Annotated in this window: 22 protein-coding genes; 16 read left to right on the forward strand and 6 right to left on the reverse strand. The window is 69.5% G+C overall.

What is annotated here, in order from left to right; translation table 11 throughout:
* The first annotated feature begins 132 nt into the window (after window positions 1-132).
* The 13 genes from nuoE to CLV71_RS29950 all read left to right on the forward strand — a co-directional run bounded on the left by nuoE (window position 133) and on the right by CLV71_RS29950 (window position 16,883).
* Window positions 133-870: an NADH-quinone oxidoreductase subunit NuoE gene (gene nuoE / locus CLV71_RS29890; protein ID WP_208297818.1), complete on the forward strand. Its 738-nt coding sequence runs from the start codon at window positions 133-135 to the stop codon at window positions 868-870.
* Window positions 867-2,168: an NADH-quinone oxidoreductase subunit NuoF gene (gene nuoF / locus CLV71_RS29895; RefSeq protein WP_133906212.1), complete on the forward strand. Its 1,302-nt coding sequence runs from the start codon at window positions 867-869 to the stop codon at window positions 2,166-2,168. Before nuoE ends, nuoF begins: the two co-directional genes overlap by 4 nt.
* The gene (locus CLV71_RS29900; RefSeq protein WP_133906213.1) at window positions 2,169-4,655 is read left to right on the forward strand and encodes an NADH-quinone oxidoreductase subunit G; all 2,487 of its coding nucleotides are present in this window, start codon (window positions 2,169-2,171) and stop codon (window positions 4,653-4,655) included. It begins immediately after the preceding gene.
* Window positions 4,656-4,657: 2 nt separating this feature from the next.
* The gene (nuoH, locus tag CLV71_RS29905) at window positions 4,658-5,968 is read left to right on the forward strand and encodes an NADH-quinone oxidoreductase subunit NuoH (RefSeq protein WP_133906214.1); all 1,311 of its coding nucleotides are present in this window, start codon (window positions 4,658-4,660) and stop codon (window positions 5,966-5,968) included.
* A complete protein-coding gene (nuoI, locus tag CLV71_RS29910; RefSeq protein WP_133906215.1) occupies window positions 5,955-6,503 on the forward strand; it encodes an NADH-quinone oxidoreductase subunit NuoI in 549 nt (182 codons plus the stop codon). Before nuoH ends, nuoI begins: the two co-directional genes overlap by 14 nt.
* Window positions 6,500-7,345, forward strand: coding sequence for an NADH-quinone oxidoreductase subunit J (locus CLV71_RS29915; RefSeq protein WP_133906216.1), 846 nt, complete (start codon window positions 6,500-6,502; stop codon window positions 7,343-7,345). The genes nuoI and CLV71_RS29915 overlap by 4 nt, the downstream gene beginning before the upstream one ends.
* Window positions 7,345-7,644, forward strand: a complete 300-nt coding sequence (gene nuoK / locus CLV71_RS29920) for an NADH-quinone oxidoreductase subunit NuoK (RefSeq protein ID WP_075127779.1) — start codon at window positions 7,345-7,347, stop codon at window positions 7,642-7,644. Before CLV71_RS29915 ends, nuoK begins: the two co-directional genes overlap by 1 nt.
* Before the next feature lie 58 nt (window positions 7,645-7,702).
* A complete protein-coding gene (gene nuoL / locus CLV71_RS29925; protein WP_133906343.1) occupies window positions 7,703-9,613 on the forward strand; it encodes an NADH-quinone oxidoreductase subunit L in 1,911 nt (636 codons plus the stop codon).
* Window positions 9,610-11,187: an NADH-quinone oxidoreductase subunit M gene (locus tag CLV71_RS29930; RefSeq protein WP_133906217.1), complete on the forward strand. Its 1,578-nt coding sequence runs from the start codon at window positions 9,610-9,612 to the stop codon at window positions 11,185-11,187. The genes nuoL and CLV71_RS29930 overlap by 4 nt, the downstream gene beginning before the upstream one ends.
* A 1-nt stretch (window position 11,188) precedes the next feature.
* A complete protein-coding gene (gene nuoN, locus CLV71_RS29935; protein WP_133906218.1) occupies window positions 11,189-12,796 on the forward strand; it encodes an NADH-quinone oxidoreductase subunit NuoN in 1,608 nt (535 codons plus the stop codon).
* A 158-nt stretch (window positions 12,797-12,954) separates the two neighbouring features.
* Complete coding sequence (locus CLV71_RS29940; protein ID WP_133906219.1) at window positions 12,955-13,968, forward strand: polyprenyl synthetase family protein; 1,014 nt, start codon at window positions 12,955-12,957, stop codon at window positions 13,966-13,968.
* Window positions 13,969-14,091: 123 nt separating this feature from the next.
* Window positions 14,092-16,017, forward strand: a complete 1,926-nt coding sequence (locus CLV71_RS48750) for a sunset domain-containing protein (protein WP_208297812.1) — start codon at window positions 14,092-14,094, stop codon at window positions 16,015-16,017.
* A 110-nt stretch (window positions 16,018-16,127) separates the two neighbouring features.
* A complete protein-coding gene (locus tag CLV71_RS29950; protein WP_133906220.1) occupies window positions 16,128-16,883 on the forward strand; it encodes a sunset domain-containing protein in 756 nt (251 codons plus the stop codon).
* Window positions 16,884-16,941: 58 nt separating this feature from the next.
* Here the strand turns inward: CLV71_RS29950 and CLV71_RS29955 are convergent, their stop codons facing one another.
* From CLV71_RS29955 to CLV71_RS29970, 4 genes are all read right to left on the reverse strand, one after another.
* Entirely contained in the window at window positions 16,942-18,006 is a 1,065-nt protein-coding gene (locus CLV71_RS29955; RefSeq protein ID WP_133906221.1) for a 2-oxoacid:ferredoxin oxidoreductase subunit beta, read from the reverse strand.
* Window positions 18,003-19,886 carry a 2-oxoacid:acceptor oxidoreductase subunit alpha gene (locus CLV71_RS29960; RefSeq protein WP_133906222.1) on the reverse strand — a complete coding sequence of 628 codons (1,884 nt, stop codon included), beginning with the start codon at window positions 19,884-19,886 and terminating at the stop codon, window positions 18,003-18,005. The genes CLV71_RS29955 and CLV71_RS29960 overlap by 4 nt, the downstream gene beginning before the upstream one ends.
* 135 nt (window positions 19,887-20,021) lie before the next feature.
* Window positions 20,022-20,768, reverse strand: coding sequence for an enoyl-CoA hydratase (locus CLV71_RS29965; protein ID WP_133906223.1), 747 nt, complete (start codon window positions 20,766-20,768; stop codon window positions 20,022-20,024).
* A 9-nt stretch (window positions 20,769-20,777) separates the two neighbouring features.
* Window positions 20,778-21,233: an Lrp/AsnC family transcriptional regulator gene (locus tag CLV71_RS29970; protein WP_133906224.1), complete on the reverse strand. Its 456-nt coding sequence runs from the start codon at window positions 21,231-21,233 to the stop codon at window positions 20,778-20,780.
* Window positions 21,234-21,307: 74 nt separating this feature from the next.
* On the opposite strand from CLV71_RS29970, the gene ddaH reads away from it, so the two are divergent.
* On the forward strand, window positions 21,308-22,147 hold the full coding sequence (gene ddaH / locus CLV71_RS29975; RefSeq protein ID WP_243866796.1) for a dimethylargininase: 840 nt from the start codon (window positions 21,308-21,310) through the stop codon (window positions 22,145-22,147).
* Between the two features lie 27 nt (window positions 22,148-22,174).
* Here the strand turns inward: ddaH and CLV71_RS29980 are convergent, their stop codons facing one another.
* Both CLV71_RS29980 and CLV71_RS29985 read right to left on the reverse strand, forming a co-directional pair.
* Entirely contained in the window at window positions 22,175-22,411 is a 237-nt protein-coding gene (locus CLV71_RS29980; RefSeq protein ID WP_133906225.1) for a hypothetical protein, read from the reverse strand.
* Between the two features lie 51 nt (window positions 22,412-22,462).
* Window positions 22,463-23,623, reverse strand: a complete 1,161-nt coding sequence (locus CLV71_RS29985; RefSeq protein WP_481734477.1) for an amidase — start codon at window positions 23,621-23,623, stop codon at window positions 22,463-22,465.
* Between the two features lie 241 nt (window positions 23,624-23,864).
* Here CLV71_RS29985 and CLV71_RS29990 point away from each other — a divergent pair, with 241 nt between their 5' ends.
* Together CLV71_RS29990 and htpX are read left to right on the forward strand one after the other, a co-directional pair.
* Window positions 23,865-24,638 (forward strand): siderophore-interacting protein, encoded by a 774-nt coding sequence (locus CLV71_RS29990; protein ID WP_166664308.1) that lies wholly within the window; start codon window positions 23,865-23,867, stop codon window positions 24,636-24,638.
* A gap of 82 nt (window positions 24,639-24,720) precedes the next feature.
* Window positions 24,721-25,590, forward strand: a complete 870-nt coding sequence (htpX, locus tag CLV71_RS29995; RefSeq protein ID WP_133906227.1) for a zinc metalloprotease HtpX — start codon at window positions 24,721-24,723, stop codon at window positions 25,588-25,590.

Below are 25,590 nucleotides of genomic sequence, written 5' to 3' on the forward strand. Positions count from 1 at the left end.
AACACCGGCTCCACGTATGGCGGTTCCAGCGTCGGCGCGGGGGAGACCCACGCCGCCACGGGCCCCGACACGGACGTGATCGCCACCTCCGCGGTGAGCCCGGAGGAGACCAGGGCGCTGGTCGAGCCGGCCATGCCGGACCTCTCCGTGTTCGGCCCGGACGTCATCGCCAAGGCACAGGTGCAGATCGCCACCTACCCGGAGTCGCGGTCGGCGCTGTTGCCGATGCTGCACCTGGTGCAGTCGGTCGAGGGCTACGTGAGCCAGGCGGGCATCCAGTTCTGCGCACAGCAGCTGGAGCTGTCCAACGCCGAGGTCTCCGCGGTCGCCACCTTCTACACGATGTACAAGCGCAAGCCGTGCGGCGAGCACCTCGTGAGCGTCTGCACCAACACGCTGTGCGCGGTGCTCGGCGGCGACGCGATCTACGAGCGCCTGCAGAAGCACCTGTCCAACGACGGCAGCCCGCTCAAGCACGAGGACACCTCCGGCACCCCCGGCGAGACGGGCTCCATCACGCTGGAGCACGCCGAGTGCCTCGCGGCCTGCGACCTCGGTCCGGTGCTGCAGGTCAACTACGAGTTCTACGACAACCAGACGCCCGAGTCGGCGGTCGAGCTGGTCGACGCCCTGCGCCGCGGCGAGAAGCCCGCGCCGACGCGGGGCGCACCGCTCACCGACCTGCGCACGGTCGAGCTGGAGCTGGCCGGTTTCTACCCCGAGGACGACGCGGAGTTCCGCGGCAGGATCGACGGCCCGTCCGCCGCGGTGGAGACCCTGCGTGGCGCACAGCTGGCCGCGGACCGGGGCTGGACCGCCCCCGCCATGCCGGAGAAGGCGCCGGAGCTTCCGGAGGTCGAGAAGAAATGACATCCACCGAGAACCGTCCCGACCCGGTGACCCCGGTGCTCACGAAGCGCTGGCTGTCCCCGAACTCCTGGCGCCTCGACACCTACGAGCAGCTCGAGGGCTACACCGCACTGCGCAAGGCACTCGCGGGCACGCCGGAGCAGCTCGTCCAGCTGGTCAAGGACTCCGGGCTGCGTGGCCGTGGCGGCGCGGGCTTCCCGGCAGGCGTGAAGTGGTCCTTCATGCCGCCCAACGAGGACAAGCCGCACTACCTCGTCATCAACGCCGACGAGGGCGAGCCGGGCACCTGCAAGGACATCCCGCTGATGATGGCGGACCCGCACTCGCTGATCGAGGGCGTGGTCATCGCCGCGTACGCGATGCGGTCGCACCACGCCTTCATCTACGTGCGCGGCGAGGTCCCGCACTGCATCCGCCGCCTCAACGCGGCGGTCCGCGAGGCACGTGCCGCCGGGTACGTCGGCGCCGACATCCTCGGCACCGGCTTCGACCTGGAGATCACCGTGCACGCCGGTGCCGGCGCGTACATCTGCGGTGAGGAGACCGCGCTCCTCGACTCGCTCGAGGGCCGCCGCGGCCAGCCCCGCCTCAAGCCGCCGTTCCCCGCGGCCGCCGGGCTCTACGCGGCGCCGACCACGGTCAACAACGTCGAGACCATCGCGTCCGTGCCGTTCATCGTCAACGGTGGCGCGGACTGGTTCCGCACCATGGGCTCCGAGCGCTCACCCGGTCCGAAGATCTACTCGATCTCCGGTCACGTCGAGAGGCCCGGCCAGTACGAGGCGCCGCTCGGCACGACGCTGCGCCAGCTCCTGGAGCTGGCCGGTGGCATGAAGGACGGCATCCCGCTGAAGTTCTGGACGCCGGGCGGGTCCTCGACGCCGATGTTCACCACCGAGCACCTCGACGTGCCGCTGGACTTCGAGGGCGCCGTCGAGGCGGGCTCGATCCTGGGCACCACCGCGGTGATGGTGTTCAACGAGACCGTCTCCGTGCCGTGGGCCGTGATGAAGTGGACGCAGTTCTACGAGCACGAGTCCTGCGGCAAGTGCACCCCGTGCCGTGAGGGCACGTACTGGCTCGCGGGCATCCTCGAGCGGATGGTCGACGGCAGGGGCACCGAGTCCGACATCGAGACGCTGCTCGACGTCTGCGACAACATCCTCGGCCGCTCGTTCTGCGCGCTGGGTGACGGCGCGGTCAGCCCGATCCAGAGCGGCATCAAGTACTTCCGGGACGAGTTCCTCGCGCTGTGCGACCAGAACAAGTCCACCCCTGCGCTTGCGGGAGCCCAGTAAATGACTGCCATCGAAGAAAAGCCCACGGTGGTACCCGAGGGACACGTCAAACTGACCATCGACGGGGTCGAGGTCATCGCGCCGAAGGGCGAGCTGCTGATCCGCACGGCGGAGCGCCTCGGCACCGTGATCCCCCGGTTCTGCGACCACCCGCTCCTCGACCCGGCGGGCGCCTGCCGCCAGTGCCTGGTCGAGGTCGAGATGGGTGGGCGGCCGATGCCCAAGCCGCAGGCCTCCTGCACCATCACCGTCGCCGACGGCATGGTGGTCAAGACGCAGCTGACCTCGCCGGTCGCGGACAAGGCCCAGCAGGGTGTGATGGAGCTGCTGCTCATCAACCACCCGCTGGACTGCCCGATCTGCGACAAGGGCGGCGAGTGCCCGCTGCAGAACCAGGCCCTCGCACACGGCCGCACGGACTCCCGGTTCGTCGAGGCCAAACGGACCTTTGCCAAGCCGATCCCGGTGTCCACGCAGGTCCTGCTGGACCGCGAGCGGTGCGTGCTCTGCCAGCGCTGCACCCGCTTCTCCGACCAGATCGCGGGCGACCCGTTCATCGACCTGCTCGAGCGCGGCGCGCACCAGCAGATCGGCATCGCGGAGAACAAGCCGTTCCAGTCCTACTTCTCCGGCAACACGATCCAGATCTGCCCGGTCGGCGCGCTCACCAGCGCCGCGTACCGGTTCCGGTCGCGGCCGTTCGACCTGGTGTCGACGTCGAGCATCTGCGAGCACTGCAGCTCAGGGTGCGCCGAGCGCACGGACTTCCGGCGCGGCAAGGTGATGCGCAAGCTCGCCGCCGAGGACCCGGACGTCAACGAGGAGTGGATCTGCGACAAGGGCCGCTTCGCGTTCCGGTACGTCAACGCGGGCGACCGGATCACCCGGCCCCTCGTGCGCGACGCGGAGACCGGTGAGCTGGTCCCGGCCTCCTGGACCGACGCGCTGCGCGTCGCGTCGGAAGGCCTCACGAAGGCCCGTGACGGCAAGGGCGTCGGTGTCCTCACCGGCGGCAGGCTGACCGTCGAGGACGCGTACGCGTACGCCAAGTTCGCTCGGATCGCGTTGCACACCAACGACATCGACTTCCGGGCCCGCCCGCACTCCGCCGAGGAGCTCGACTTCCTCGCCTCACGGGTGGTCGGCACGACGCCCGCGGACGGGGTCACCTTCGCGGGCATCGAGGCCGCGCCGGCCGTGCTGTGCGTGGCGTTCGAGCCGGAGGAAGAGGCGCCGATCGTGTTCCTGCGGCTGCGCAAGGCGGCCCGCAAGCACGGCGCGCGGATCTTCCACATCGGACAGTGGACCTCACCGGCCGTCGAGAAGACGATCCGGCCGTTCAGCGCGGACAAGGGCTCCATCGGCACGCTGCTCGCGTGCCAGCCGGGTGGCGAGACCGCCGCGGTCGAGGGCCTGGTCACCCACGCCCCCGACGTCGCGGAGGGACTGTCCAAGCCGGGCGCGGTCATCCTGGTCGGCGAGCGTGCCGCGCAGGTCCCGGGCCTGCTGACGGAACTGGTCAAGCTCGCCGAGGTCACCGGCGCCGGGCTCGCCTGGATCCCGCGTCGCGCGGGTGAGCGGGCCGCGCTCGACACCGGTGCCGCCCCGACGCTGCTGCCCGGTGGCCGCCTGGTCACCGACGCGGCAGCCAGGGCCGAGGTCGAGCAGGCCTGGGGCCTCGCGGAAGGCACGCTGCCTGCCACCGAGGGCCTGGACACCAGCGGCATCCTCGCCGCCGCGGCGGGTGGCGCACTCGACGGCCTGCTGGTCGGCGGCGTCGAGGTCGACGACCTGCCCGACCCGGTGCTTGCCGAGGAAGCCCTGCGCAAGGCGGGTTTCGTGGTCAGCCTGGAGCTGCGTGCCAGCGCCGTCACCGAGTTCGCCGACGTGGTCCTGCCGGTCGCCCCGGCGGTCGAGAAGTCCGGCACCTTCCTCAACTGGGAGGGCCGCCGCCGCGTCTTCGGCGCCACGCTGGAGAACACCGGCGCGCTGCCGGACTGCCGGGTGCTCGACACGCTCGGCGTCGAGATGGACGTCGACCTGTTCACCCAGACCCCCAGGGCCGCCGCCGGTGACCTGGCCAAGCTGTCCGGCGTGCTGCGCAAGGCGCCGCTGCCGGTCGCGACGGTCGTGGCCGCGCCGGTCCTCGGCGAGAAGCAGGCGGTGCTCGCGACCTGGCGCCAGCTGCTGGACAACGGGACGATGCAGTCCGACGAGCCGCACCTGGCAGGCACCCGGCGCCCGGCGGTGGTCCGGCTCAACCCGGAGACCGCGGCGCGCTTCGGTGTCAACGGTACGGCCACGGTGAAGACCGAGCACGGCTCGATCACGTTGCCGGTCGAGTACGCCGACCTCCCGGACGGGGTGGTCTGGCTGCCGGGCAACTCCGGATCGTCGAAGGTCCGGCGTGTACTGCGGGCCGGACACGGCGACGTCGTTTCCGTCAGCGCGGAGAACCTGCTCACCGGTAGTACAGGAGGCGAGTGAGCATGGACAGGGCTGCACTACTGGCCGACGACCCGATCTGGCTGATCCTGATCAAGGTCGTGGTCGTGCTCCTCATCGGACCGATCATGACCATCGGTCTGATCGTCGGTGAGCGCAAGGTCATCGGCCGCATGCAGCAGCGCCCGGGCCCCAACCGGGTCGGCCCGTTCGGCCTGCTGCAGTCCCTCGCGGACGCGATCAAGCTCCCGTTCAAGGAGCAGATCATCCCGAACAGCGCGGACCGGAAGGTCTACTTCCTGGCCCCGGTCATCGCGACCATCCCCGCGCTGCTCGCGTTCTCCGTGATGCCGGTCGGCCCGAAGGTGTCGATCTTCGGCGAGGAGACGGTGCTGCAGCTGGTCGACCTGCCGGTCGGCGTGCTCGTGGTCCTGGCCTGCTCCTCGCTCGGCGTGTACGGCATCGTGCTCGCGGGCTGGGCGTCCGGGTCGCCCTACCCGCTGCTCGGCGGGCTGCGCTCGGCGGCACAGGTGATCTCCTACGAGATCGCGATGGGCCTGTCGATCGTCGCGGTGGTGCTGTACGCGGGGTCGCTGTCCACCGGCCACATCGTCGACGCGCAACAGGGCGGCTGGTACTTCTACCTGCTGATCCCGAGTTTCCTGATCTACCTGGTGTCGATGGTCGGCGAGACCAACCGCGCACCGTTCGACCTGCCCGAGGCGGAGTCGGAGCTGGTCGGCGGCTTCCACACCGAGTACAGCTCGATGAAGTTCGCGCTGTTCTTCCTCGCCGAGTACGTCAACATGGTGATCGTCTCGGCGTTCGCGACCACGCTGTTCCTCGGCGGGTACATGGCGCCGTGGCCGATCTCGCTGATCAACCACAACTACTTCAACACGGGCTGGTGGCCGGTCCTCTGGTTCTTCGCCAAGACCTTCGTGCTGCTGTTCTGCTTCATCTGGGCCCGCGCGACGCTGCCGCGCTTCCGCTACGACCAGTTCATGAAGATCGGCTGGAAGGTCCTGGTCCCGGCCAACCTCGTCTGGATCGTGCTCGTCGTCGCGGTACGCGCGGTGCGCAACGAGAACGAGGTCTCCGCGGGGCAGTGGATCTTCCTGGGCGGTGGCGCGATCCTCATCCTGATCCTGCTGTCCCTGCTCCTGCCGGACCGCAAGGTCGAGGACGACGAGGACCGCGTGCCGATCACGGGTGGGGGCTATCCGGTGCCACCGCTGGACCTGCAGATCCCCGAGCCCCCGAAGCGCAAGGCCGTCCGCGGCCGGGAGCGCCGCCGCCAGCGGGCCGCCGTCGGCACGGCGCAGGAGAAGGAGTCCACCGATGGCGATGTTTGATCCGTTCAAGGGCTTCGGCGTCACCTTCTCGACGATGTTCAAGAAGGTCGTCACCGAGGAGTACCCGGAGGCCGGTGCGCCCGCCGCGCCGCGCTACCACGGCCGCCACCAGCTCAACCGGCACCCCGACGGGCTGGAGAAGTGCGTCGGCTGCGAGCTGTGCGCGTGGGCCTGCCCGGCGGACGCGATCTTCGTCGAGGGTGGCGACAACACCGAGGAGGAGCGTTACTCCCCGGGTGAGCGCTACGGCAAGGACTACCAGATCAACTACCTGCGGTGCATCGGCTGCGGCCTGTGCATCGAGGCCTGCCCGACCCGCTCGCTGACCATGGTCAACGAGTACGAGCTGGCCAACGACAACCGCCAGGACCTGATCTGGACCAAGGAAGACCTGATGGCGCCCCTGATGAAGGGGATGGAGCAGCCTCCGCACCCGATGCGCCTCGGCGACGACGAGAAGGACTACTACGTCGACGCGCCGCGGCTCGCGCGCAAGTGGGGCTACCCGGACGCGACCAAGGAGGAAGTCAAATGACGATGGACTCCGCGCTGGTTCTCGCCCAGGACGTCCAGAACCACATGTCCACGGGTGAGGCCATCTCGTTCTGGGTGCTCGGCCCGCTGGCGCTGCTCGGTGCGCTCGGCATGATCTTCGCCCGCAACGCGGTGCACTCGGCGCTGTTCCTGGTGCTGACGATGCTGTCGCTCGGGATCCTGTACATGGTCCAGCAGGCGCCGTTCCTCGGCTTCGTGCAGATCATCGTCTACACCGGCGCGATCATGATGCTGTTCCTGTTCGTGTTGATGCTGGTCGGGCGGGACTCCTCCGACTCGGTGGTCGAGGTCCTGCGAGGACAGCGGCTGATGGCCACGATCCTCGGCATCGGCCTCGCCGTGCTGGTGGTCACCGCGGTCGCCCGCTCGTTCACCTCGGTCACCCCGGTCGGGCTGCAGGGCACCGAGGCCAACGGCGGCAACGGGAACGTCGAGAACATCGGCCGGTCGATCTTCACCGACTGGCTGTTCCCCTTCGAGCTGACCTCCGCACTGCTGATCACCGCGGCCGTCGGCGCGATGGTCCTCGGGTACGTCGACCGGCACACCCGGGGCCGCAAGACCCAGCGGGAGCTGGTCGAGGCCCGCTTCCGCGGCGAGCACGACCGCCCGTCGCCGCTGCCCGGTCCCGGCGTGTTCGCCACGTCGACCTCGGTCGCCACCCCCGCGCTCCTGCCGGACGGCTCGATCGCACCCGAGTCGCTGTCGGCGCTCATCGAGTCGGCCGCAGCGGACAGGTTCGACGAGGACCGCAGGGCCGTCGCGGGCACCGCACCGGCCGAAGCCCGAGCGCTGAACCCAACCAGGGAAGGGGACGCCTGATGACCCCAACCGTCTACCTGCTGCTGTCGGCCCTGCTGTTCACCATCGGCGCGGTGGGTGTGCTGGTCCGGCGCAACGCGATCGTCGTGTTCATGTGCATCGAGCTGATGCTGAACGCGGTCAACCTTTCGCTGGTCACCTTCGCGCGGATCAACGGTTCGCTCGACGGGCAGATCATGGCCTTCTTCGTGATGGTGGTGGCCGCGGCCGAGGTGGTCGTCGGGCTCGCGATCATCATGTCGATCTTCCGTACCCGCCGGTCGGCCTCCGTGGACGACGCCAACCTGCTGAAGTACTGAGGGGTAATCCGTGTCGTCTACGTTCACCGTGGCCCAGCAGGTCCACGAAGCCTCGGGGGTGGCAGGCGGCGCCTGGCTGCTGGTCGCCTTCCCGCTGATCGGGGCCGCCGTCCTGCTGTTCGGCGGCAAGGCCACCGACGCGTGGGGCCACCTGCTCGGCTGCCTGACCGTCATCGCGTCGTTCGTGTACGGCGCGATCCTCTTCTTCTCCTCCACCAGGCTCGAGGAGGGCGAGCGGGTGCAGAACCTGCACGTCTTCGACTGGATCCCGGTCGGCAACCTCCAGGTCGACTTCGGACTGCGCATCGACCCGCTGTCGATCAGCTTCGTGCTGCTGATCACCGGCGTCGGCTCGCTGATCCACATCTACTCGGTCGGCTACATGGCCGACGACCCCGACCGGCGGCGGTTCTTCGGGTACTTCAACCTGTTCGTCGCCGCGATGCTGATCCTGGTGCTCGGCAACAGCTTCGTGACGCTCTACCTCGGCTGGGAGGGCGTGGGTCTCGCGTCCTACCTGCTGATCGGCTGGTACACGAACCGCCCGTCCGCGGCCACCGCCGCCAAGAAGGCGTTCCTGATGAACCGGGTCGGCGACGTCGGCCTGGCCCTGGCGATCTTCATCCTGTTCGCGAACCTCGGCACCACGCAGTACACCGAGGTGTTCGCGAACCTCGACCAGCTCTCGCCCGCCACGATCACCGCGATCACGATCCTGCTGCTGCTGGGTGCCTGCGGCAAGTCCGGCCAGGTCCCGCTCCAGGCGTGGTTGCCCGACGCGATGGAGGGCCCGACCCCGGTCTCGGCCCTGATCCACGCGGCGACGATGGTCACCGCGGGCGTGTACCTGGTGGCCAGGTCGAACCCGATCTACATGATGAGCGAGGACGGCAGGCTGGTCGTCACGCTCGTCGGCGCGGTCACACTGCTGGTCGGGTCGATCATCGGCTGTGCGTACGACGACATCAAGAAGGTCCTCGCGTACTCCACGGTCAGCCAGATCGGCTACATGATGCTGGCCGTGGGCCTCGGCCCGTTCGGGTTCGCGCTCGGCATCATGCACCTGCTGACGCACGGCTTCTTCAAGGCGGGGCTCTTCCTCGGCGCCGGGTCGGTCATGCACGGCATGAACGACGAGGTCGACATGCGCAAGTACGGCGGGCTGTGGCGGGTCATGCCGATCACGTTCGCCACCTTCGGCCTCGGCTACCTCGCGCTGATCGGCATCCCGCCGTTCTCCGGCTTCTTCTCCAAGGACGCGATCATCGAGGCCGCGTTCGGCGCCGAGGGCTGGCGCGGCTGGGCGTTCGGGCTCGCCGCACTGCTGGGTGCCGGCCTGACCGCCTTCTACATGACGCGCCTGATGTTCATGACCTTCTTCGGCAAGAAGCGGTGGGAGGAGCTGAAGTCCGAGGACGGTAGGGACTTCCACCCGCACGAGTCCGGCCCGGTCATGTGGGTGCCGATGGCGATCCTGGCGATCGGCTCGATCGGCGCGGGCTGGTTCTTCTCCGCCGGTGACCGGCTCGCCGACTGGCTCAAGCCGACACTGGGCACACTGCAGGAGCCGGAGCACACGGCCATCGACCACACGCTCATCCCGTGGCTGACGATCGCGTTGTCGCTGCTCGGCGTGCTGATCGCGTGGCTGGTCGTCGGCCGCCGCGAGGTGCCGGTGGTCAAGCCGTCGCCGGTGGCCTGGCCGGTCCGCGCGGCACGCAAGGACCTGTACGGCAACGCCCTCAACGAGACACTGGTCGCCCGCCCGGGCACCTGGCTCGCGCGGGCGCTGGTGTACGTGGACAACAAGGGAGTCGACGGGCTCGTGAACGGCATCGCGGCAGGCTTCGGCGGCAGCTCCGGCCGGTTGCGCAGGCTCCAGACCGGGTTCGTCCGCTCCTACGCGGCGTCCATGCTCGCCGGCTCCATCCTGGTACTGATTGCCTTCCTGGCGGTGAGGTACGCGTGAGCACTTCCTCCTCCGGAGCGTTCCTTCTGGCACTGCTCCTGCTGATCCCGCTCGTCGGCGCCGTCGTGGTGGCCTTCCTGCGGGAGAACGACAAGCTCGCCAAGCAGGTGGCGCTCGCGTTCTCGCTCGTCGAGTTCGTGGTCGCGGTGATCTCCTGGATCGCCTACGAGCCCTCCGGGGCCCGGCTCCAGCAGGCGTTCTCGTTCGACTGGATCCCCACGCTCGGCGTGCACATCTCGTTCGGCATCGACGGCATCGCGCTCGTGATGATCGCGGTGATCGCCCTGCTGGTGCCGGTCGTGATCGGCGCGGGCTGGACCGAGAAGCTGCCTGCCGAGCGCTCGCAGGGCGGGTACCTGTCGCTGATCCTGCTGCAGCAGACCATCGCGGTCGGCGTGTTCGCGGCGACCGACGTGTTCCTGTTCTACGTGCTGTTCGAGGTCATGCTGATCCCGATGTACTTCCTCATCGGGAACTACGGCGGCGCCAGGCGGCAGTACGCGGCGGTCAAGTTCTTCCTGTACTCGTTCCTCGGCGGCCTGATCATGCTGGCGTCGGCGATCGGCGCCTACTCGCTCTCCTCCGAGAAGCTGGGCTCCGGCACGTTCGACTGGGCGACGCTGGTGCGGGTCGTGTCGGACGCGCCGCTGTCGAACCAGGTCTGGATCTTCCTCGGCTTCTTCCTCGCGTTCGCGGTGAAGGCGCCACTGGTGCCACTGCACACGTGGCTGCCGGACGCGGCGGCCGAGGCGCCGATCGGCGTCGCGGTCATCCTGGTCGGCATCCTGGACAAGGTCGGCACGTTCGGCTTCCTGCGCTACCTGCTGCCGATGACTCCCGACGCGTCCCGCTCGCTCGCACCGCTGGTGCTGGTCATGGGTGTCGCCGGTGTCCTCTACGGCGCCGTGCTCGCCACGGGACAGCGCGACATGAAGCGGTTCATCGCGTACGTGTCGATCGCCCACTTCGGTTTCATCGCGCTCGGGATCTTCGCGTTCTCGCAGCAGTCCGAGGTCGGCGCGGTGTCCTACATGGTCAACCACTCGATCTCGACCGGCATGCTGATCCTGGTCATCGGCATGGTGATCGCGCGTGGCGGCTCGTCGCTGATCGCCGACTACGGCGGTCTCGCGAAGATCACCCCCGCGCTCGCGGGTGTGTTCCTGCTTGCCGGTCTCGCCTCGCTGTCGCTGCCCGGCACGAACTCCTTCATCTCGGAGTTCCTGGTGCTGATCGGTTCGTACGGCCGGGAGCCGGTGTTCACGATCATCGCGACGGTCGGCATGGTCCTCGCCGCGGTGTACGTGCTGTGGCTCTACCAGCGGGTGTTCCACGGCCCGGTCCGCGGCAACGCGCTGGTGGACGTGACCGGCGGTCCCGGCACCGCGATCGCGCCGGAAGTCGGTGCCCGCAGGGCGATCCTCGACCTGTCCGGTCGGGAGAAGCTGGTGTTGGCCCCGCTCATGATCCTGGTCATCGGCATCGGGTTCTACCCGAAGCCGGTGCTCGACGTGATCACCCCGACGATGGACGCAACGCTCCAGTCGGTCGGTATCTCGGACGGAGGCAACTGAGTTGTCCGCGCTTCTCTACCTCGCCCAGGACCCGCCGGCGAAGGAAACGCTGGCGCCGATCAACTACCCGGCGGTCCTGCCGGTCTTGATCATCCTGGGCGCGGCGTGCGTCGGGGTGCTGTTCGAGGCGTTCCTGCCGAAGCACCAGCGCTGGTCGGCGCAGGTGTTCCTGACGCTGCTCGCGTTGGTCGGCTCCGGCGTCGCACTGGCCCTCTACCTGTCCGACGCTCCCTCGGGCGGCGAGACGACGTTCTCGAACGCCATCTCCGTCGACCGTCCGGCCCTGTTCCTGTGGGGCACCCTGCTCGCCCTGTCGCTCGGGGCGGTGCTGATGATCGCGGACCGCTCGGTGGAACCGGGTGGTGCCTTCGTGGCGACGGCGGCCATCCGCCCCGGCACGATCCAGGACCGCGAGCAGCGCCTCGGTGCCCACCCGGCACGCAGTGACGCGGCCCGCTACGGCATGCAGACCGAGGTCTTCCCGCTCACGCTGTTCGCGCTGGGCGGCATGATGACCTTCTGCGCGGCGAACGACCTGCTGACGATGTTCGTCGCGCTCGAGGTCCTGAGCCTCCCGCTGTACCTGATGTGTGGTCTGGCGCGTCGCCGTCGCCTGCTGTCCCAGGAAGCGGCGGTGAAGTACTTCCTGCTCGGTGCCTTCGCGTCGGCGTTCTTCCTGTACGGCCTGGCGCTGCTGTACGGCTACGCGGGCTCGGTGAGCCTGTCGGCCATCTCGAACGCGGCGGCCGGCTCGGACCGCTCGGACACGCTGCTGTTCGGTGGTATGGCGCTGCTGATCGTCGGCCTGCTGTTCAAGGGCTCGGTCGGTCCGTTCCACGCGTGGACCCCGGACGTCTACCAGGGTGCCCCGACACCGATCACGGCCTTCATGGCGGCCTGCACGAAGGTGGCGGCCTTCGGTGGCATCCTGCGCGTCCTGTCCGTGGGACTCGAGTCCACCCAATGGGAGTGGCGAGGCGTCCTGTGGGGCGTCGCGATCGTGTCGATGGTCATCGGTGCCGTGCTGGGCCTGACCCAGACCGACATCAAGCGCATGATCGCGTACTCGTCCATCGCACACGCGGGCTTCCTGCTGATCGGCGCGATCGTGCTGACCCCGGACGGCGTGTCCTCGACGCTGTTCTACCTGCTGGCCTACGGCTTCACCACGGTCGCGGCGTTCGGTGTGATCTCCCTGGTCCGCAACGCGGACGGCGAGGCAACGCACCTGTCGCAGTGGGCCGGCCTGGCGAAGCGCTCACCACTGGTGGCGGCGGTCTTCACGTTCCTGTTGCTCGCGCTGGCGGGAATCCCGCTGACCTCGGGCTTCATCGGCAAGTTCGTGGTCTTCTCCGCGGCCCTGTCGAACGGCATGGCCCCGCTGGTCGTGGTCGCTCTCGTGGCCTCGGCGGTGGCGGCGTTCTTCTACCTGCGGGTGATCGTGCTGATGTACTTCAGCGAGCCCGCGGCGGACGGCCCGTCCGTGACGGTGCCCGGTGCCTTCACGACCGCGGCCATCACCCTCGGCGTGGTCATCACGCTGCTGCTGGGCATCGTCCCGGCCTTCGCGCTCGACTGGGCGAGTGGCGGCACCTTCGCCATCCGCTGACCGCTTCTCCCGCCGGCGCCCGTCTCCCACCGGAGGCGGGCGCCGGTCTGTGCGGGGTCTCCCTCACCGTCACCCGTGTCACAGCCACTCGTGGAGTACGTGAAACCGCTGGACATTACGCTGTAGCCAGGGATTCCAAGTTGGGGAGCGGATGCCGAGTGACAGCTGACCAGACCGTGCCGCGGCTACCGGCGTCGCTCGGTCTCGACACGGCCGACCCGGCGCTGGTCGAGACGATCACCAGCGGCCTGGTCAGGGTCGAGGAGGTCCTGACCAGGGTCGTCCGCAGTGACGTCGAGTTCGTCGACCAGGCGGCGACACACCTGGTCAAGGCCGGTGGCAAGCGGTTCCGTCCCCTCTTCACGCTCCTGTCCGCGCAGTTCGCCGGCGGCAACACCGACGAGGTCGTCACGGCCGCAGCCGCGGTGGAGCTGGTGCACCTGGCCACGCTCTACCACGACGACGTCATGGACGAGGCCACCATGCGGCGCGGGGTGTCGAGCATCAACGCCCGCTGGGACAACACCATCGCCATCCTCACCGGCGACTTCCTCTTCGCCCACGCGTCAGGGCTGGTCGCCGAGCTGGGCAGTGACGCGGCGCGGATCATCGCCGAGACCATGGGGAAGCTGGTCACGGGGCAGATGCGCGAGACCGTCGGCCCGCAGGAGGGCGACGACCCCGTCCGGCACTACCTCGACGTCATCGGGCAGAAGACCGGGTCGCTCATCGCCACGGCCGGGCGCTACGGCGGCATGTTCTCCGGCGCCGCTCCCGAGCACACCGAGGCGCTGTACCGGTTCGGCGACATCATCGGCGCCGCGTTCCAGATCTCCGACGACGTCATCGACATCGCCTCTCCGGCCGACGAGTCCGGCAAGACCCCGGGCACGGACCTCCGCGAGGGCGTCAAGACCCTGCCGATGCACTACGCGCTCGCGCAGGACCCAGACCCACGGCTCGCGGAGCTGCTCGCCGGTCCGATCACCGACGACGACGCGGTCGAGGAGGCACTCACCCTGTTGCGTAAGTCACCGGGACTCGAACAGGCGGCGCGCACGCTCGGTGACTACGCCGATCGGGCGCGTGCCGAGCTCGAGGTGCTTCCGCCCTGCTCAGCGCGTGATGCCCTCGACATGCTGGCGCGCTATGTGGTGGCCCGTACACGATAGGCGACAACGGTGCGTGTCGGGCTTGCCAAATGGACCGGGTGGTGCTTACGCACGTACCCGCCGCAGTAACCTGACACCCACCCTGCTTGTGTGTTCGCGCGTCGCGCGGAGGGAGTTCGATCGATGCCGATCTTTGGGCAGGTCTGGTTGTGGAGCTTGCTGGCCTTCCTGCTCGGAGCACTGCTCTGCTGGTTGCTGGTGGCCCGGCCGGCCCGAGGCCGCGTCGGTGAGCTGGAAGCCCAGCTCGCCACGCGAGCACGCCGTCAGTCCATCCCGGAGCGCTTCGAGCCCGACCGCCACAGCGACGTCGAGAGCACGTTCGCGCCCGGCATGGGCGACCGCGACCAGGACGACTACCGCACTCGCGCGTACGGGCTGCGGGACACCCCGCCGCCGCTGCCTCCCGAGCGCGACCGCCTCGCCGCCTACGCCGAGCCCGAGCCCAACCGCGACTTCGCGCCGCTGCCTCCCGAGCCGCTGCGTGACCCGGAGCTCGACGCACCGCCTGCTTCAGGTGCCGAGCAGGGCCGCCCCGGCATAGCCACCCAGTACCTCGACGTGTCCGCTGGCAACCTCTCGGCACCGCCCGAGGTGCCCGCCATGTCGCCGCCGCCCGCCAACCGAAGCTGGTTCGACGACGAACTCGACGGTGACGCGGCCAACAAGGCACCCGAGGAGCAGGCCGCGGTCCCGCGCAACCGCCACCAGCTGGTCGAGGAGCCCGAGTCCTACGACTCGCGGCTCGTCGTCGACGACCCCTTCTCGGACGACGACCCCTTCTCGGACGACGACGAGCGACCGGCCATCGAGGACGACTCGGGCGGCACCGTCTTCACCCAGCGCACGCACCCGATCCCCGGTGAGCTGATCCGCCGGATCGACGAGTCCGGCAAGGCGGAGCTGGCTCGCGCCGAGTCCGACAGCCTCGTCGACGACCTGGCCGAGGAGCCGGAAGAGGACGCCAGGGCCGAGCGCACCTCCGAGACCGCCCCCAGCGGGTTCACCGAGTCGGGCTCGGCGGACCGGTTCACCGAGCCGGAGTCGTCGGGACGCTTCTTCACGGAGAACTCGCCGGAGTTCACCGAGCCCGAGTCCTCCGGCAAGCGGGCACTGCGGCCCGAGACGGCCGCCGCGATCGCCCAGCCGCAGTCCGAGGACCGGTTCAGCGAGCCGGCGTCCGACGGCGAGTCCGCTGAGCAGGAGCCGCAGGAGGGGTTCACCGAGCCCGAGTCCACCGGGCGGCGGGCACTGCGCCCCGAGACGATCGCGGCGCTGGCCGAGTCGAAGCCCTCGGAAGAGCCCGAGGAGCCCACGCCTTCCGGGCGGCGTGCCCTGCGGAACGAGGCGGCCCGAGGGTTCACGGAGCCGGAGTCGTCCGAGGGGTTCGGCGAGCAGGAGTCCCTCGGCAGGCGGTTCGGGCGGGGCGAGTCCTCCGGTCGTTTCGCCAAGCTGGAGCAGGCCGCCGAGAGCGCCGGCTACCCGGCGGAGTCACCCGCGGAGCAGACGGAGATCGTCTCCTCCATGACGTCGGCGACGGAGGAGAAGCCGGCGGAGACCACGCGGTCCGGCAACCTGCCGAAGCGCGTGCCACAGCAGAACCGCATCTCGCAGGGGGTGTCCGTGCGCGTCGATCCGACGCCCGTCGCGCTGCCCAAGCGCGTGCCGAGCAAGCCGAGGCATCAGGTCCCGTTCGGTGTGCAGCCGTCATCCACGCCGGAGCCCTCGGCGGTGGCGGTCGGCGACCAGCCGGACCCGCAGCGGTCGCTCTTCGAGCCGATCGTCCCGGCCGAGGACGAGGGCACGTCCACCCCGCCGCCCCCGCACCGCCTGCGGCAGGGCAGCGGTCCCGGCCGCGGCCCGTTCGGACCCGGCTCGGCGATGCCGCTCCCGGGTGGCGCGTCCCCGTCACCTGAGTTCACCATCAAGGCAAGCGTGGCAGCACTGCGGTACTGCACACCGGAATCGACGCAGTTCGGGCGTACCGTGGCGGAGGTTTGGTTCCGTAGTGCGGCGGAGGCCGAAAGGGTGGGCTTCCGTCCGGTCGGATGATCTTCTTGACACCGACTTGACGGCCGGTCACCAGTCGACATTCCGCTTGCCCTATTGTTCACGCCTACCGGTGATCGTTACCGCGTCATATCCGCGAGGAGGCAGACGCCGTGAGTTGGTTGCAGCAACTGGTCGGCAAGCTGAAGTCGGCTTTCGGAGGCAAGACCGCTGAAGGGGACGCAGCTACCCCGACGACTATCGACAAGGCTTCGGCGAAAGCCACCACCGAGGCCGACGGGCCGGCGACGACCGAGGAGCCCACCTCGACCGCCGCCGAGCCGACCGTGGCGGACGAGCCGACGAGCGAGACGCCCGCCGGTACCGCCGCTCCGACCGTCGTGGCGGCGACCGAGCCCGCCCCGGCCGAGGAACCGGTCACCACCGCGGAGCCGGTCGCCACCGAAACCCCGATCATCGCGGACGAGCCCACCGCCAGCGAGGTCGTCGTCCCGGTCAGCGAGCCCGACGCCCCGCCCGTCGAGCCCGTCACCGACACCCCGGTCGCCGACGCCCCGCCGGTGGAACCGGTCGCGGAGGTGCAGGAACCGGTCGCCGAGCCCGCCGCCGAGGTCCGGCGCGAGAGCAGCGACCCGGCGATCAGCACCCTCGACGTCGAGGGCATCACCGCCGAGCTGCAGGCGGAAGGGCCCTACGGTCCCGGCTCCGGCAAACCCGCCGCCGACGGCTCCGCGCCCTCCGCCGACTTCACGGTCAAGGGCAAGACGTCGTCGAAGCTCTTCCACACCGCGAAGTCCCCGTACTTCACCCGTACGAAGGCCGACGTCTGGTTCAAGACCGAGGCCGACGCCGAGGGCGCGGGCTTCCAGGCGTGGGACCACAAGAAGCGCGCGGCGACGAAGAAGTAGCGACACGAGAACGGCCCCGGGAGGATCTCCCGGGGCCGTCGACGTGTCCTCGGCTTGTTCAGCCGACCGTCCAGGTGTCGTTGCCGTTCAGCAGCGCCTGCAGGTTCGCGGGCTTGGTCTCCGACGCGGCGGCCACCTGCGCCCGTGCCTGGTCGTCGTAGGTCGGCCGGTTCACGTTCCGGTAGATGCCGGTGACCGTGTGGGACAGGTCCTGGGTCGACAGCCGCGACAGCGCGAACGCGTACGACGGGTCCTCGATCGTGGCGTCGTGCACCACGAGCCGCTCCTCGCCCGCCTCGGCCACCTTCGCGACCTCCAGGCCGCCCCACGCCGACCGCACGACCCCGAACTCACCCTCCGGCCCGAAGCGGATCGGCTTGCCGTCCTCCAGCGGGATCAGGCGCTGTTCCTTCTCGCCGGTGTCCTTGAGGACGTCGAAGGCGCCGTCGTTGAAGATCGGGCAGTTCTGGTAGATCTCCACGAGTGCCGAGCCGCGGTGTTGGGCGGCGGCGGTGAGGATGTCGGTGAGCTGCGCGCGGTCGTTGTCGAGGGTGCGTGCGACGAAGGTGGCTTCGGCGCCGATGGCGAGTGAGAGCGGGTTGAACGGGTGGTCCAGTGACCCCATGGGGGTGGACTTGGTGAGTTTGCCCGTTTCGGAGGTCGGCGAGTACTGGCCCTTGGTGAGGCCGTAGATGCGGTTGTTGAAGAGCAGGATCTTGAGGTTGACGTTGCGGCGCAGCGCGTGGATGAGGTGGTTGCCGCCGATGGAGAGCGCGTCGCCGTCGCCGGTGACGACCCACACGGACAGGTCGGGTCGGGTCACGGCGAGTCCGGTGGCGATGGCGGGGGCACGTCCGTGGATGGAGTGCATGCCGTAGGTGTTCATGTAGTAGGGGAATCGGGAGGAGCAGCCGATTCCGGAGATGAACACGATGTTCTCGCGTTTGAGGCCCAGGCTCGGCAGGAAGGACTGCATGGCGTTGAGGACGACGTAGTCCCCGCAGCCGGGGCACCAGCGGACCTCCTGGTCCGACTTGAAGTCCTTCGCCTTCTGCGGCGCGTCGTCGGTGGGCACCAGGTCGAGCCCACCCAACGAAGGAAGCCCCAGATCGACCGCGGTCATGCGCCAACCCCTTCAACATGCTCGGTGAAGACGTGCTGCAGCTCCTCCGCCTTGAACGGCAGGCCGGCCACCTTGGTGTAGGACCGCACGTCGACGAGGTACTTGCCACGCAGCAGCAACGCCAGCTGTCCCAGGTTCATCTCGGGCACCACGACCCGGTCGTACCGGCGCAGCACCTCACCCAGGTTCTTCGGGAACGGGTTGAGGTTGCGCAGGTGTGCCTGCGCGATCGCCATGCCCTGACCCCGGACGCGCCGGCAGCCCGCGCCGATGGGTCCGTAGCTGGAGCCCCAGCCGAGCACCAGCACCCGTGCGTCGCCGGTCGGGTCGTCGACCTCGAGGTCCGGCACGGTGATGCCGTCCACCTTCGCCTGGCGCAGCCGCACCATGCGGTCGTGGTTGTCGGGGTCGTAGGAGATGTTGCCCTTGCCGTCGGCCTTCTCCAGGCCGCCGATGCGGTGCTGCAGGCCGGGCGTGCCGGGGATGGCCCACTCCCTGGCGAGGGTCTCGGTGTCACGGACGTAGGGCCAGTGCTCGTCGCTGCCGTCGAGCGCGTTCGGCTCGGTCGCGAACCGTACCCGCAGGTCGGGCAGGTCCGCGGCCTGCGGGACGAGCCACGGCTCGGAGCCGTTCGCGATGGCGCCGTCCGACAGCAGCAGCACCGGCGTCCGGTAGTGCAGTGCGATCCGCGTCGCCTCGATGGCCGCGCCGAAGCAGTCACCGGGGGAGTTGGGCGCGATGATCGGCACCGGCGACTCGCCGTTGCGGCCGAACATGGCCTGCAGCAGGTCGGCCTGCTCGGTCTTGGTCGGCAGGCCGGTCGAGGGGCCACCGCGCTGGACGTCGATGACCAGCAGCGGCAGCTCCGACATGACCGCGAGGCCGATGGTCTCGGCCTTCAGTGCGATGCCGGGCCCGGAGGTCGTGGTGACCCCGAGCGACCCGCCGTAGGCGGCGCCGAGTGCGGCGCCGACACCGGCGATCTCGTCCTCGGCCTGCATGGTGGTGACGTTGAAGTTCTTGTGCTTGGACAGCTCGTGGAGGATGTCCGACGCGGGCGTGATCGGGTAGCTGCCCAGGAACACGGGCAGCCCGGACACCTGGCCCGCGGCCACGATCCCGTACGCGAGCGCGGCGTTGCCGGTGATCTGCCGGTACGTGCCCGGCGGGAACTCGGCGGGCGGCACCTCGAAGGTGACCGCGAACGCCTCGGTGGTCTCGCCGTAGTTGTAACCGGCCCGGAACGCCAGCACGTTGGCCTCGGCGATGTCGGGCTTGCGGGCGAACTTCTCCCGCAGGAACCGCTCGGTGCCCTCGGTGGGCCGCCCGTACATCCACGACAGCAGCCCGAGCGCGAACATGTTCTTGCAGCGCTCGGCGTCCTTCTTCGAGAGCCCGGTGCCGTCGAGCGCGCCCTGCGTGAGGGTGGCCATGGCGACCTGGTGGACCTGGAAGCTGGACAGCGAGTCGTCCTGCAGCGGGTCGGCGTCGTAGCCGACCTTGGTGAGGTTGCGCTTGGAGAACTCGTCGGTGTTGACGATGACCGTGCCGCCGACGGGCAGGTCGCCGATGTTGGCCTTGAGCGCGGCCGGGTTCATGGCGACGAGGACGTCGGGCCGGTCGCCGGGGGTCAGGATGTCGTAGTCCGCGAAGTGCAGCTGGAACGACGACACGCCCGGCAGGGTGCCTGCTGGTGCGCGGATCTCGGCGGGGAAGTTGGGCAAGGTCGCGAGGTCGTTGCCGAAGGCCGCCGACTCGGAGGTGAACCGGTCGCCCGTGAGCTGCATCCCGTCACCCGAGTCACCGGCGAACCTGATCACCACCCGGTCAAGCTTGGTGACCTTGGTGGCTCTGCCGCCTCCGTTGACGCTGGTGCTCATAGCTCTGCTGGTCCCTCTCTCGCACGGCTACGTGCCTCTGCCCAAGGGTAGCCGCGCCTTACCAACGGTTTCCTTTGTGCTCAGGGTATTCGCGGTGGACGTCACAGTGCCGGTTCCCAGATTCTGGGAGGCCTGTCACGCGTTGCGGGATATCCGAGCACGCATCGCGGCGATCAGCTCGGCGAACTCCGGTGTTGCCATGGACGCCAGCTGCGCGACGAGCTCGGTCTCGATGGCGTCGTCGTGCCGGTCCTGGGCCGCGGTGGTCCGCAGCGAGCGCTTGGTGGAGAGGACGAGCTCCCGAGGTGCCTTGACGGCAGGCTGGGCCAGCTCGACCGCCGCGGCGACGACGTCGTCGACCACGCGGAGCGCGAGCCCGGTCCGCACGGCCTCCTCGGCGTCGAGGACCTCGCCGAACAGGGTCATGGCGGCTGCGGTCTGTGGCCCGACCAGCCGCTGTGCCATCCAGGTCATGCCGCCACCCGGGTGGAGCCCGAGCTGGAGGAACCGCGTGTCGAACTTCGCCCGCGGTCCGGCCAGCCGCACGTCACAGGCGAGCGCCAGGTTCAGCCCGGCCCCGACGGCGGCACCGTTGACGGCGGCGATGGTGGGCAGCGTGGACTTCGCGACGGCGAGGAACCCCGCGTAGATGGCCCGAAGACCCTCCTCGCGTGCCTCGCCGAGCGCGGTGAGGTCGGCGCCGGCGCAGAACGCGGGCGGCGCCCCGGTCACCACGATCGTGGCGACGTCCTGGTCGCCCTCGCAGGCGGCCACGTGCCCGGCGAGCTGGGCGGACATGTCGATGGTCAGCGAGTTCCGGCGTTCCGGCAGGTCGATCGTGATGACCCCGACCCCGTCACGCCGCTCAAGCGAAACACTCATGGCAGGACCCTAAGCCCCGGTGACCTCCGGGGCCGGTGGTCGCTCCAACAGTGTGGACAGCACCACGGTCGACACCGTCCGGTCGATCATGTCGACGGCGCGGAGCCGTTCGAGCGCGTCCTCGAGGTGGTGGATGCTGCCCGCCCGCAGGTGGACGATCGCGTCGGCGGCGCCGGAGACGGTGTAGGCGGCGACCACCTCCGGGAGGGGAAGGAGCCGGGCCCGGATCCGCTCGGGTGTCACGTTTCCCATGCAGTGGACCTCGACGAACGCCTCCGTGCCCCAGCCGAGGGCCTCGGGATCGACCACGGCGGTGAACCCCTTGAGGATGCCCGCCTCGAGCAACCGGTCGACCCGCCGTTTGACCGCGGGCGCGGACAGCCCGACGACCTTCCCGATCTCCGAGTAGCTACGACGGGCGTCCGACACAAGCTGCGAAATGATTCGCTGATCTATGACGTCCACACGCAACATTCTGCCGCTTGAAGTGCACTAGTGCGACATTGATCGCCGGTGATCCGTGCACTTACATTGGAATCATGACGGGCAGCCCCGGGCGCACAGCCACACCGCGCCGCTACCTGATGTGCGAGCCGAGGTACTTCGCCGTGGAGTACTCGATCAACCCGTGGATGAACCCGGACGAACCGGTCAGCGCCGAGCTGGCCGTCAAGGAGTGGACCGAGCTTGCGGACAGTTTCCGCCGCCTCGGTCACCGGGTCGAAACAATCCGTCCAGTGGCGGGCCTGCCGGACATGGTCTTCGCGGCCAACTCCGGCACCGTCGTTCATGGGCGGGTGCTGGGTGCGAGGTTCCGAGCCAGGCAGCGCACCGCCGAGGCCGACCACTACCGCCGCTGGTTCCTGGACCACGGCTACCAGGACGTGGTCATGCCGACCGCCATCAACGAGGCGGAAGGCGACTTCGCGTGGACGGGCGAGTTCCTGCTGGCAGGCACGGGCTTCCGCACGGACCCGGCCGCCCACGGGGAGGCGCAGGAGGTGCTGGGGGTGCCGGTGGTGTCGCTGCAGCTCATGGACCCGCGCTACTACCACCTGGACACGGCGCTGTTCGTACTCCAGGAGGCGTCTCCCACCCGCCCGGCCCACGTGGCGTACTACCCGGAGGCGTTCTCACCGGGTTCGCGGCGGGTTCTGGCCCGCCTGTTCCCCACCGCGGTGATAGCCAACGAGGCAGACGCCGAGTGCCTGGGCCTGAACGGCGTCTCGGACGGCCGCAACGTCGTCATCCCGATGGAGGCGACACACCTGGCGGCCAACCTGATAGCCGAGGGCTACGAGCCGACCTTCGTGGACATCGCCGAACTCCGAAAGTCCGGCGGCGGTCCCAAGTGCTGCACCCTGGAGATCCGCGACTGACCCCGCCACAGAACTCCTCGGCCAGCGTCAGGCCCGAACGCCGCCCATCCGCGGCTTCGGAAAACCGGCGCTGGCCGAGCCGTCTGTGGTGTCAGTGACCAGGGCGTTGTCGCTCGGCCAACGCACGCACTTCGCGGCGAAGCTCCACCAGCTCTGCCGCAGGGCGTCCTCGGTCCGAGCCGCAGCCGCCTCCGTCCCCCTGAGCACCCGCCGCTCGTCCACCGACGTCCCCGGAGAACGCGACTTCGGTGGCGTCTCCGTCATGAGGTCATTCTGAGTTTCCCGGCAGGACGATGTAACCCATCCCGGTACGAATCAGCCGATCGATGACGAGCGGCCACCAGGGACCAGCTCCGACCACCGCAGCTCCGACTCCAACTGCGCGGCGAGCGAGATCAGCACCTCCTCACCCCCGGCAGGCCCCAACAGCTGCGCACCCACCGGCAGACCACCCGCCGTAATCCCCGCAGGCACGTTCACTTCCGGCCACCCCAACGCGTTCCACGGCCACGCATAAGGACAAGCCGCCATCACCGCACGATCCGTGCGCCACCCGGACAGGCCGTCGATCGCCCCGACCGGCAGCGGCGGCGTCGCGGTCGTGGGCGCCAGCACCACATCGACCCGGTCGAACACACGCCCGACCCGCCGCCGGTAGTGGTCGAGCGACGCCGTCGACCACCGCAGCGCGCGCCCCGCGAGCCGGGCCCCCAGCCGGCCCGTCTCACTCGTCCGTGGATCCAGCAGCGACCGGTCCGGCGCCGCCACACACCACGCCTCGACCCCCGCCAGCGACCGAGGCAGAAAACTCAACGCCAACAGCCCGAAACTCGGCTCGGCGACCACCACCTCGTGCCCCAGCCCGTGCAACCGCCGCGCCACACCGACCACCGCCGCACGAACCGCCGGATCGAGCCGAACCCGCACGCCACCCATGAACGCGGGCCGCAACGACAACCCGACCCGCAACCGGCCAGGAGAACGCCCAGCCGCGGCCACGAACCGCGATCCACCAGCGAGCACGTCCAGCAGCAAGGCGGCATCGACCGTCGTCCGAGCCAGGGGCCCCCACTCGGTGATCCCGTTGAACGCCTCCGGCCCGGGCAGCGTGCCACGCCCCGGCTTGATGCCCACCAGATGCGTCCACGCCGCCGGAATGCGGATCGAGCCCGCCCCGTCCGACCCGACAGCCGCCGCGACGACCCCCGCAGCCACCGCGGCCGCCGACCCGCCGGACGACCCACCCGGGGTGTGCCCGAGGTGCCACGGATTGCGCGTCACCCCGAACGCCGACCCCTCGGTGACCGGCCACAACCCGAACTCCGGCGTGTTGGTCTTCCCGATGATCACCGCACCGGCCACACGCAACTGTCGCACCAGGACGCTGTCCTCGTCGGCGGCCGGGTACTCGCCGGCACAGCCGAACGCCGTCGGCTCCCCGGCCAGGTCCATGTCGTCCTTGATCGCCACAGGCACCCCGAGCAGCGGACGGCGCTCGCCTGCGGCAAGGCGCTGTCCGCGGCCTTGGCCTCCACCAGCGCGGCGCCACGGCGCAGGCGGCGGAACGCGTTGAGCGTCGGCTGCGTGTCCGCCGCCAGGTCCAGCGCCGCACGCGTCAGCTCGACCGACGTCGTCTCCCCGGCCGCAAGGCGGCGTGCCTGTGCCCCCAACCCCTCGATCATGAGATCGACATTAGGACGGTGAGAGGATGGGCGCGATGAACACGACCGTGAGCAGGCGTTCGCGCCGGCAGCAGACCAAGTTGTGGCGGGTCCCGGTCCTGCGGGTGGCACGGCTGACGCCTCGCATGACGAGGGTCACCGTCGGCGGCCCGGACCTCGCCGACTTCGCCGCAGCGGGCACCGACCAGAACGTGATGCTCTACTTCTACCCAGACGATGTCGAACTACCCGAACCGCTGACTCTCGAGTCGGCACGCGGCATGTGGTCCCAGGTCAGGCCGCTGACCAGGACCTACACCGTGAGCCGATACGACAGGGAGACCTGTGAGATCGACTTCGACTTCGTCCTGCACTCCGACGCGGGCCCGGCCTCCGACTGGGCGAAGCAGGCCGCACCGGGCGACCACCTGATCTTCGTCGGCCCCTCACCGGCCTACCAGCCCGACCACACCGCCGACTGGCACCTGCTGGCAGGCGACGAGACCGCGCTCCCGGCGATCACGGCCATCCTGCGCGAGCTGCGTGACGACGTGCCGGTCCACGTGTTCGTCGAGGTGACGGACGCGACGGACGAACAGCCGTTGCCCCCGGGCGCGCACGTCACGTGGCTACACCGCGACGGCACCGACGACCTGCTCGCGAGGGCCGTGGCGGCGGCCGACCTACCGTCCGGACGCGTGGACGCGTGGCTGGCGGGGGAGCGGTCCTCGATGGTCGCGCTGCGACGCCACCTGCTGTCCGACCGAGGCCACGACCGCGCGGGGGTCCGCCCGACGACGTACTGGCGAAGAGGCGAAACAGGCAACTGACCTGCGGATTCGCCGCGCCACGGGAACTTCCGACCATGGTTCTCCGTTTGTCCGGGCGGGAGAGACGTCACGGAGGCGCAAGGTGCACAGGCACTACAACGGACTGAAGACGGCGCTGCTGCTGGGCGGCATGAGCGCGCTGATCATCCTGATCAGCGGACTGTTCGGCCGCGGTGCGTTGTTCATCGGCCTCGCGATCGCACTGTTCATGAACGGGTACGCGTACTTCAGCTCGGACAAGCTGGCGCTGCGTGCGATGCGCGCCAGAGCGGTGTCGCAGGCGGAACAGCCCGCGATGTACCGGATAGTCCGCGAGCTGGCGACCTCCGCCCGCCAGCCGATGCCAAGGCTCTTCATCAGCCCGACAATGGCCCCGAACGCGTTCGCGACGGGGAGGAACCCACGCAACGCGGCCGTCTGCTGCACAACGGGCATCCTGGAACTACTGGACGAACGCGAACTGCGTGCGGTGCTGGGCCACGAACTGTCCCACGTGTACAACCGCGACATCCTGATCTCGTGCGTGGCAGGCGCGCTGGCGAGCGTGGTGAGCGTCCTGGCCAACCTGGCGATCTTCGCGGGCCTGTTCGGCGGCGGTGACGACGACCGCCCGAACCCACTGGCGATGCTGTTGCTGGCGATCCTGGGTCCGGTGGCGGCCGGGATAGTCCAGATGGCGGTGAGCCGGTCGCGTGAGTACCAGGCCGACGAGTCGGGTGCACAGCTGACGGGCGACCCCCTGGCGCTGGCGTCGGCCCTGCGCAAGCTGGAGACCGGCACGGCAAGGGCGCCGTTGGCACCGGAGCCCCAGGTGGTCTCCCAGTCGCACCTGATGATCGCGAACCCGTTCCGCCCAGGCGAGCACATGGCCCGCCTGTTCTCGACCCACCCACCGATCCCGGACAGAATCCACCGCCTGGAAGAAATGGCCCGCCGCAACGACCTGCGGTAG

The sequence above is a fragment of the Actinophytocola oryzae genome (genome assembly GCF_004364325.1).
In the GTDB taxonomy this organism is placed as follows: Bacteria; Actinomycetota; Actinomycetes; order Mycobacteriales; family Pseudonocardiaceae; genus Actinophytocola; species Actinophytocola oryzae.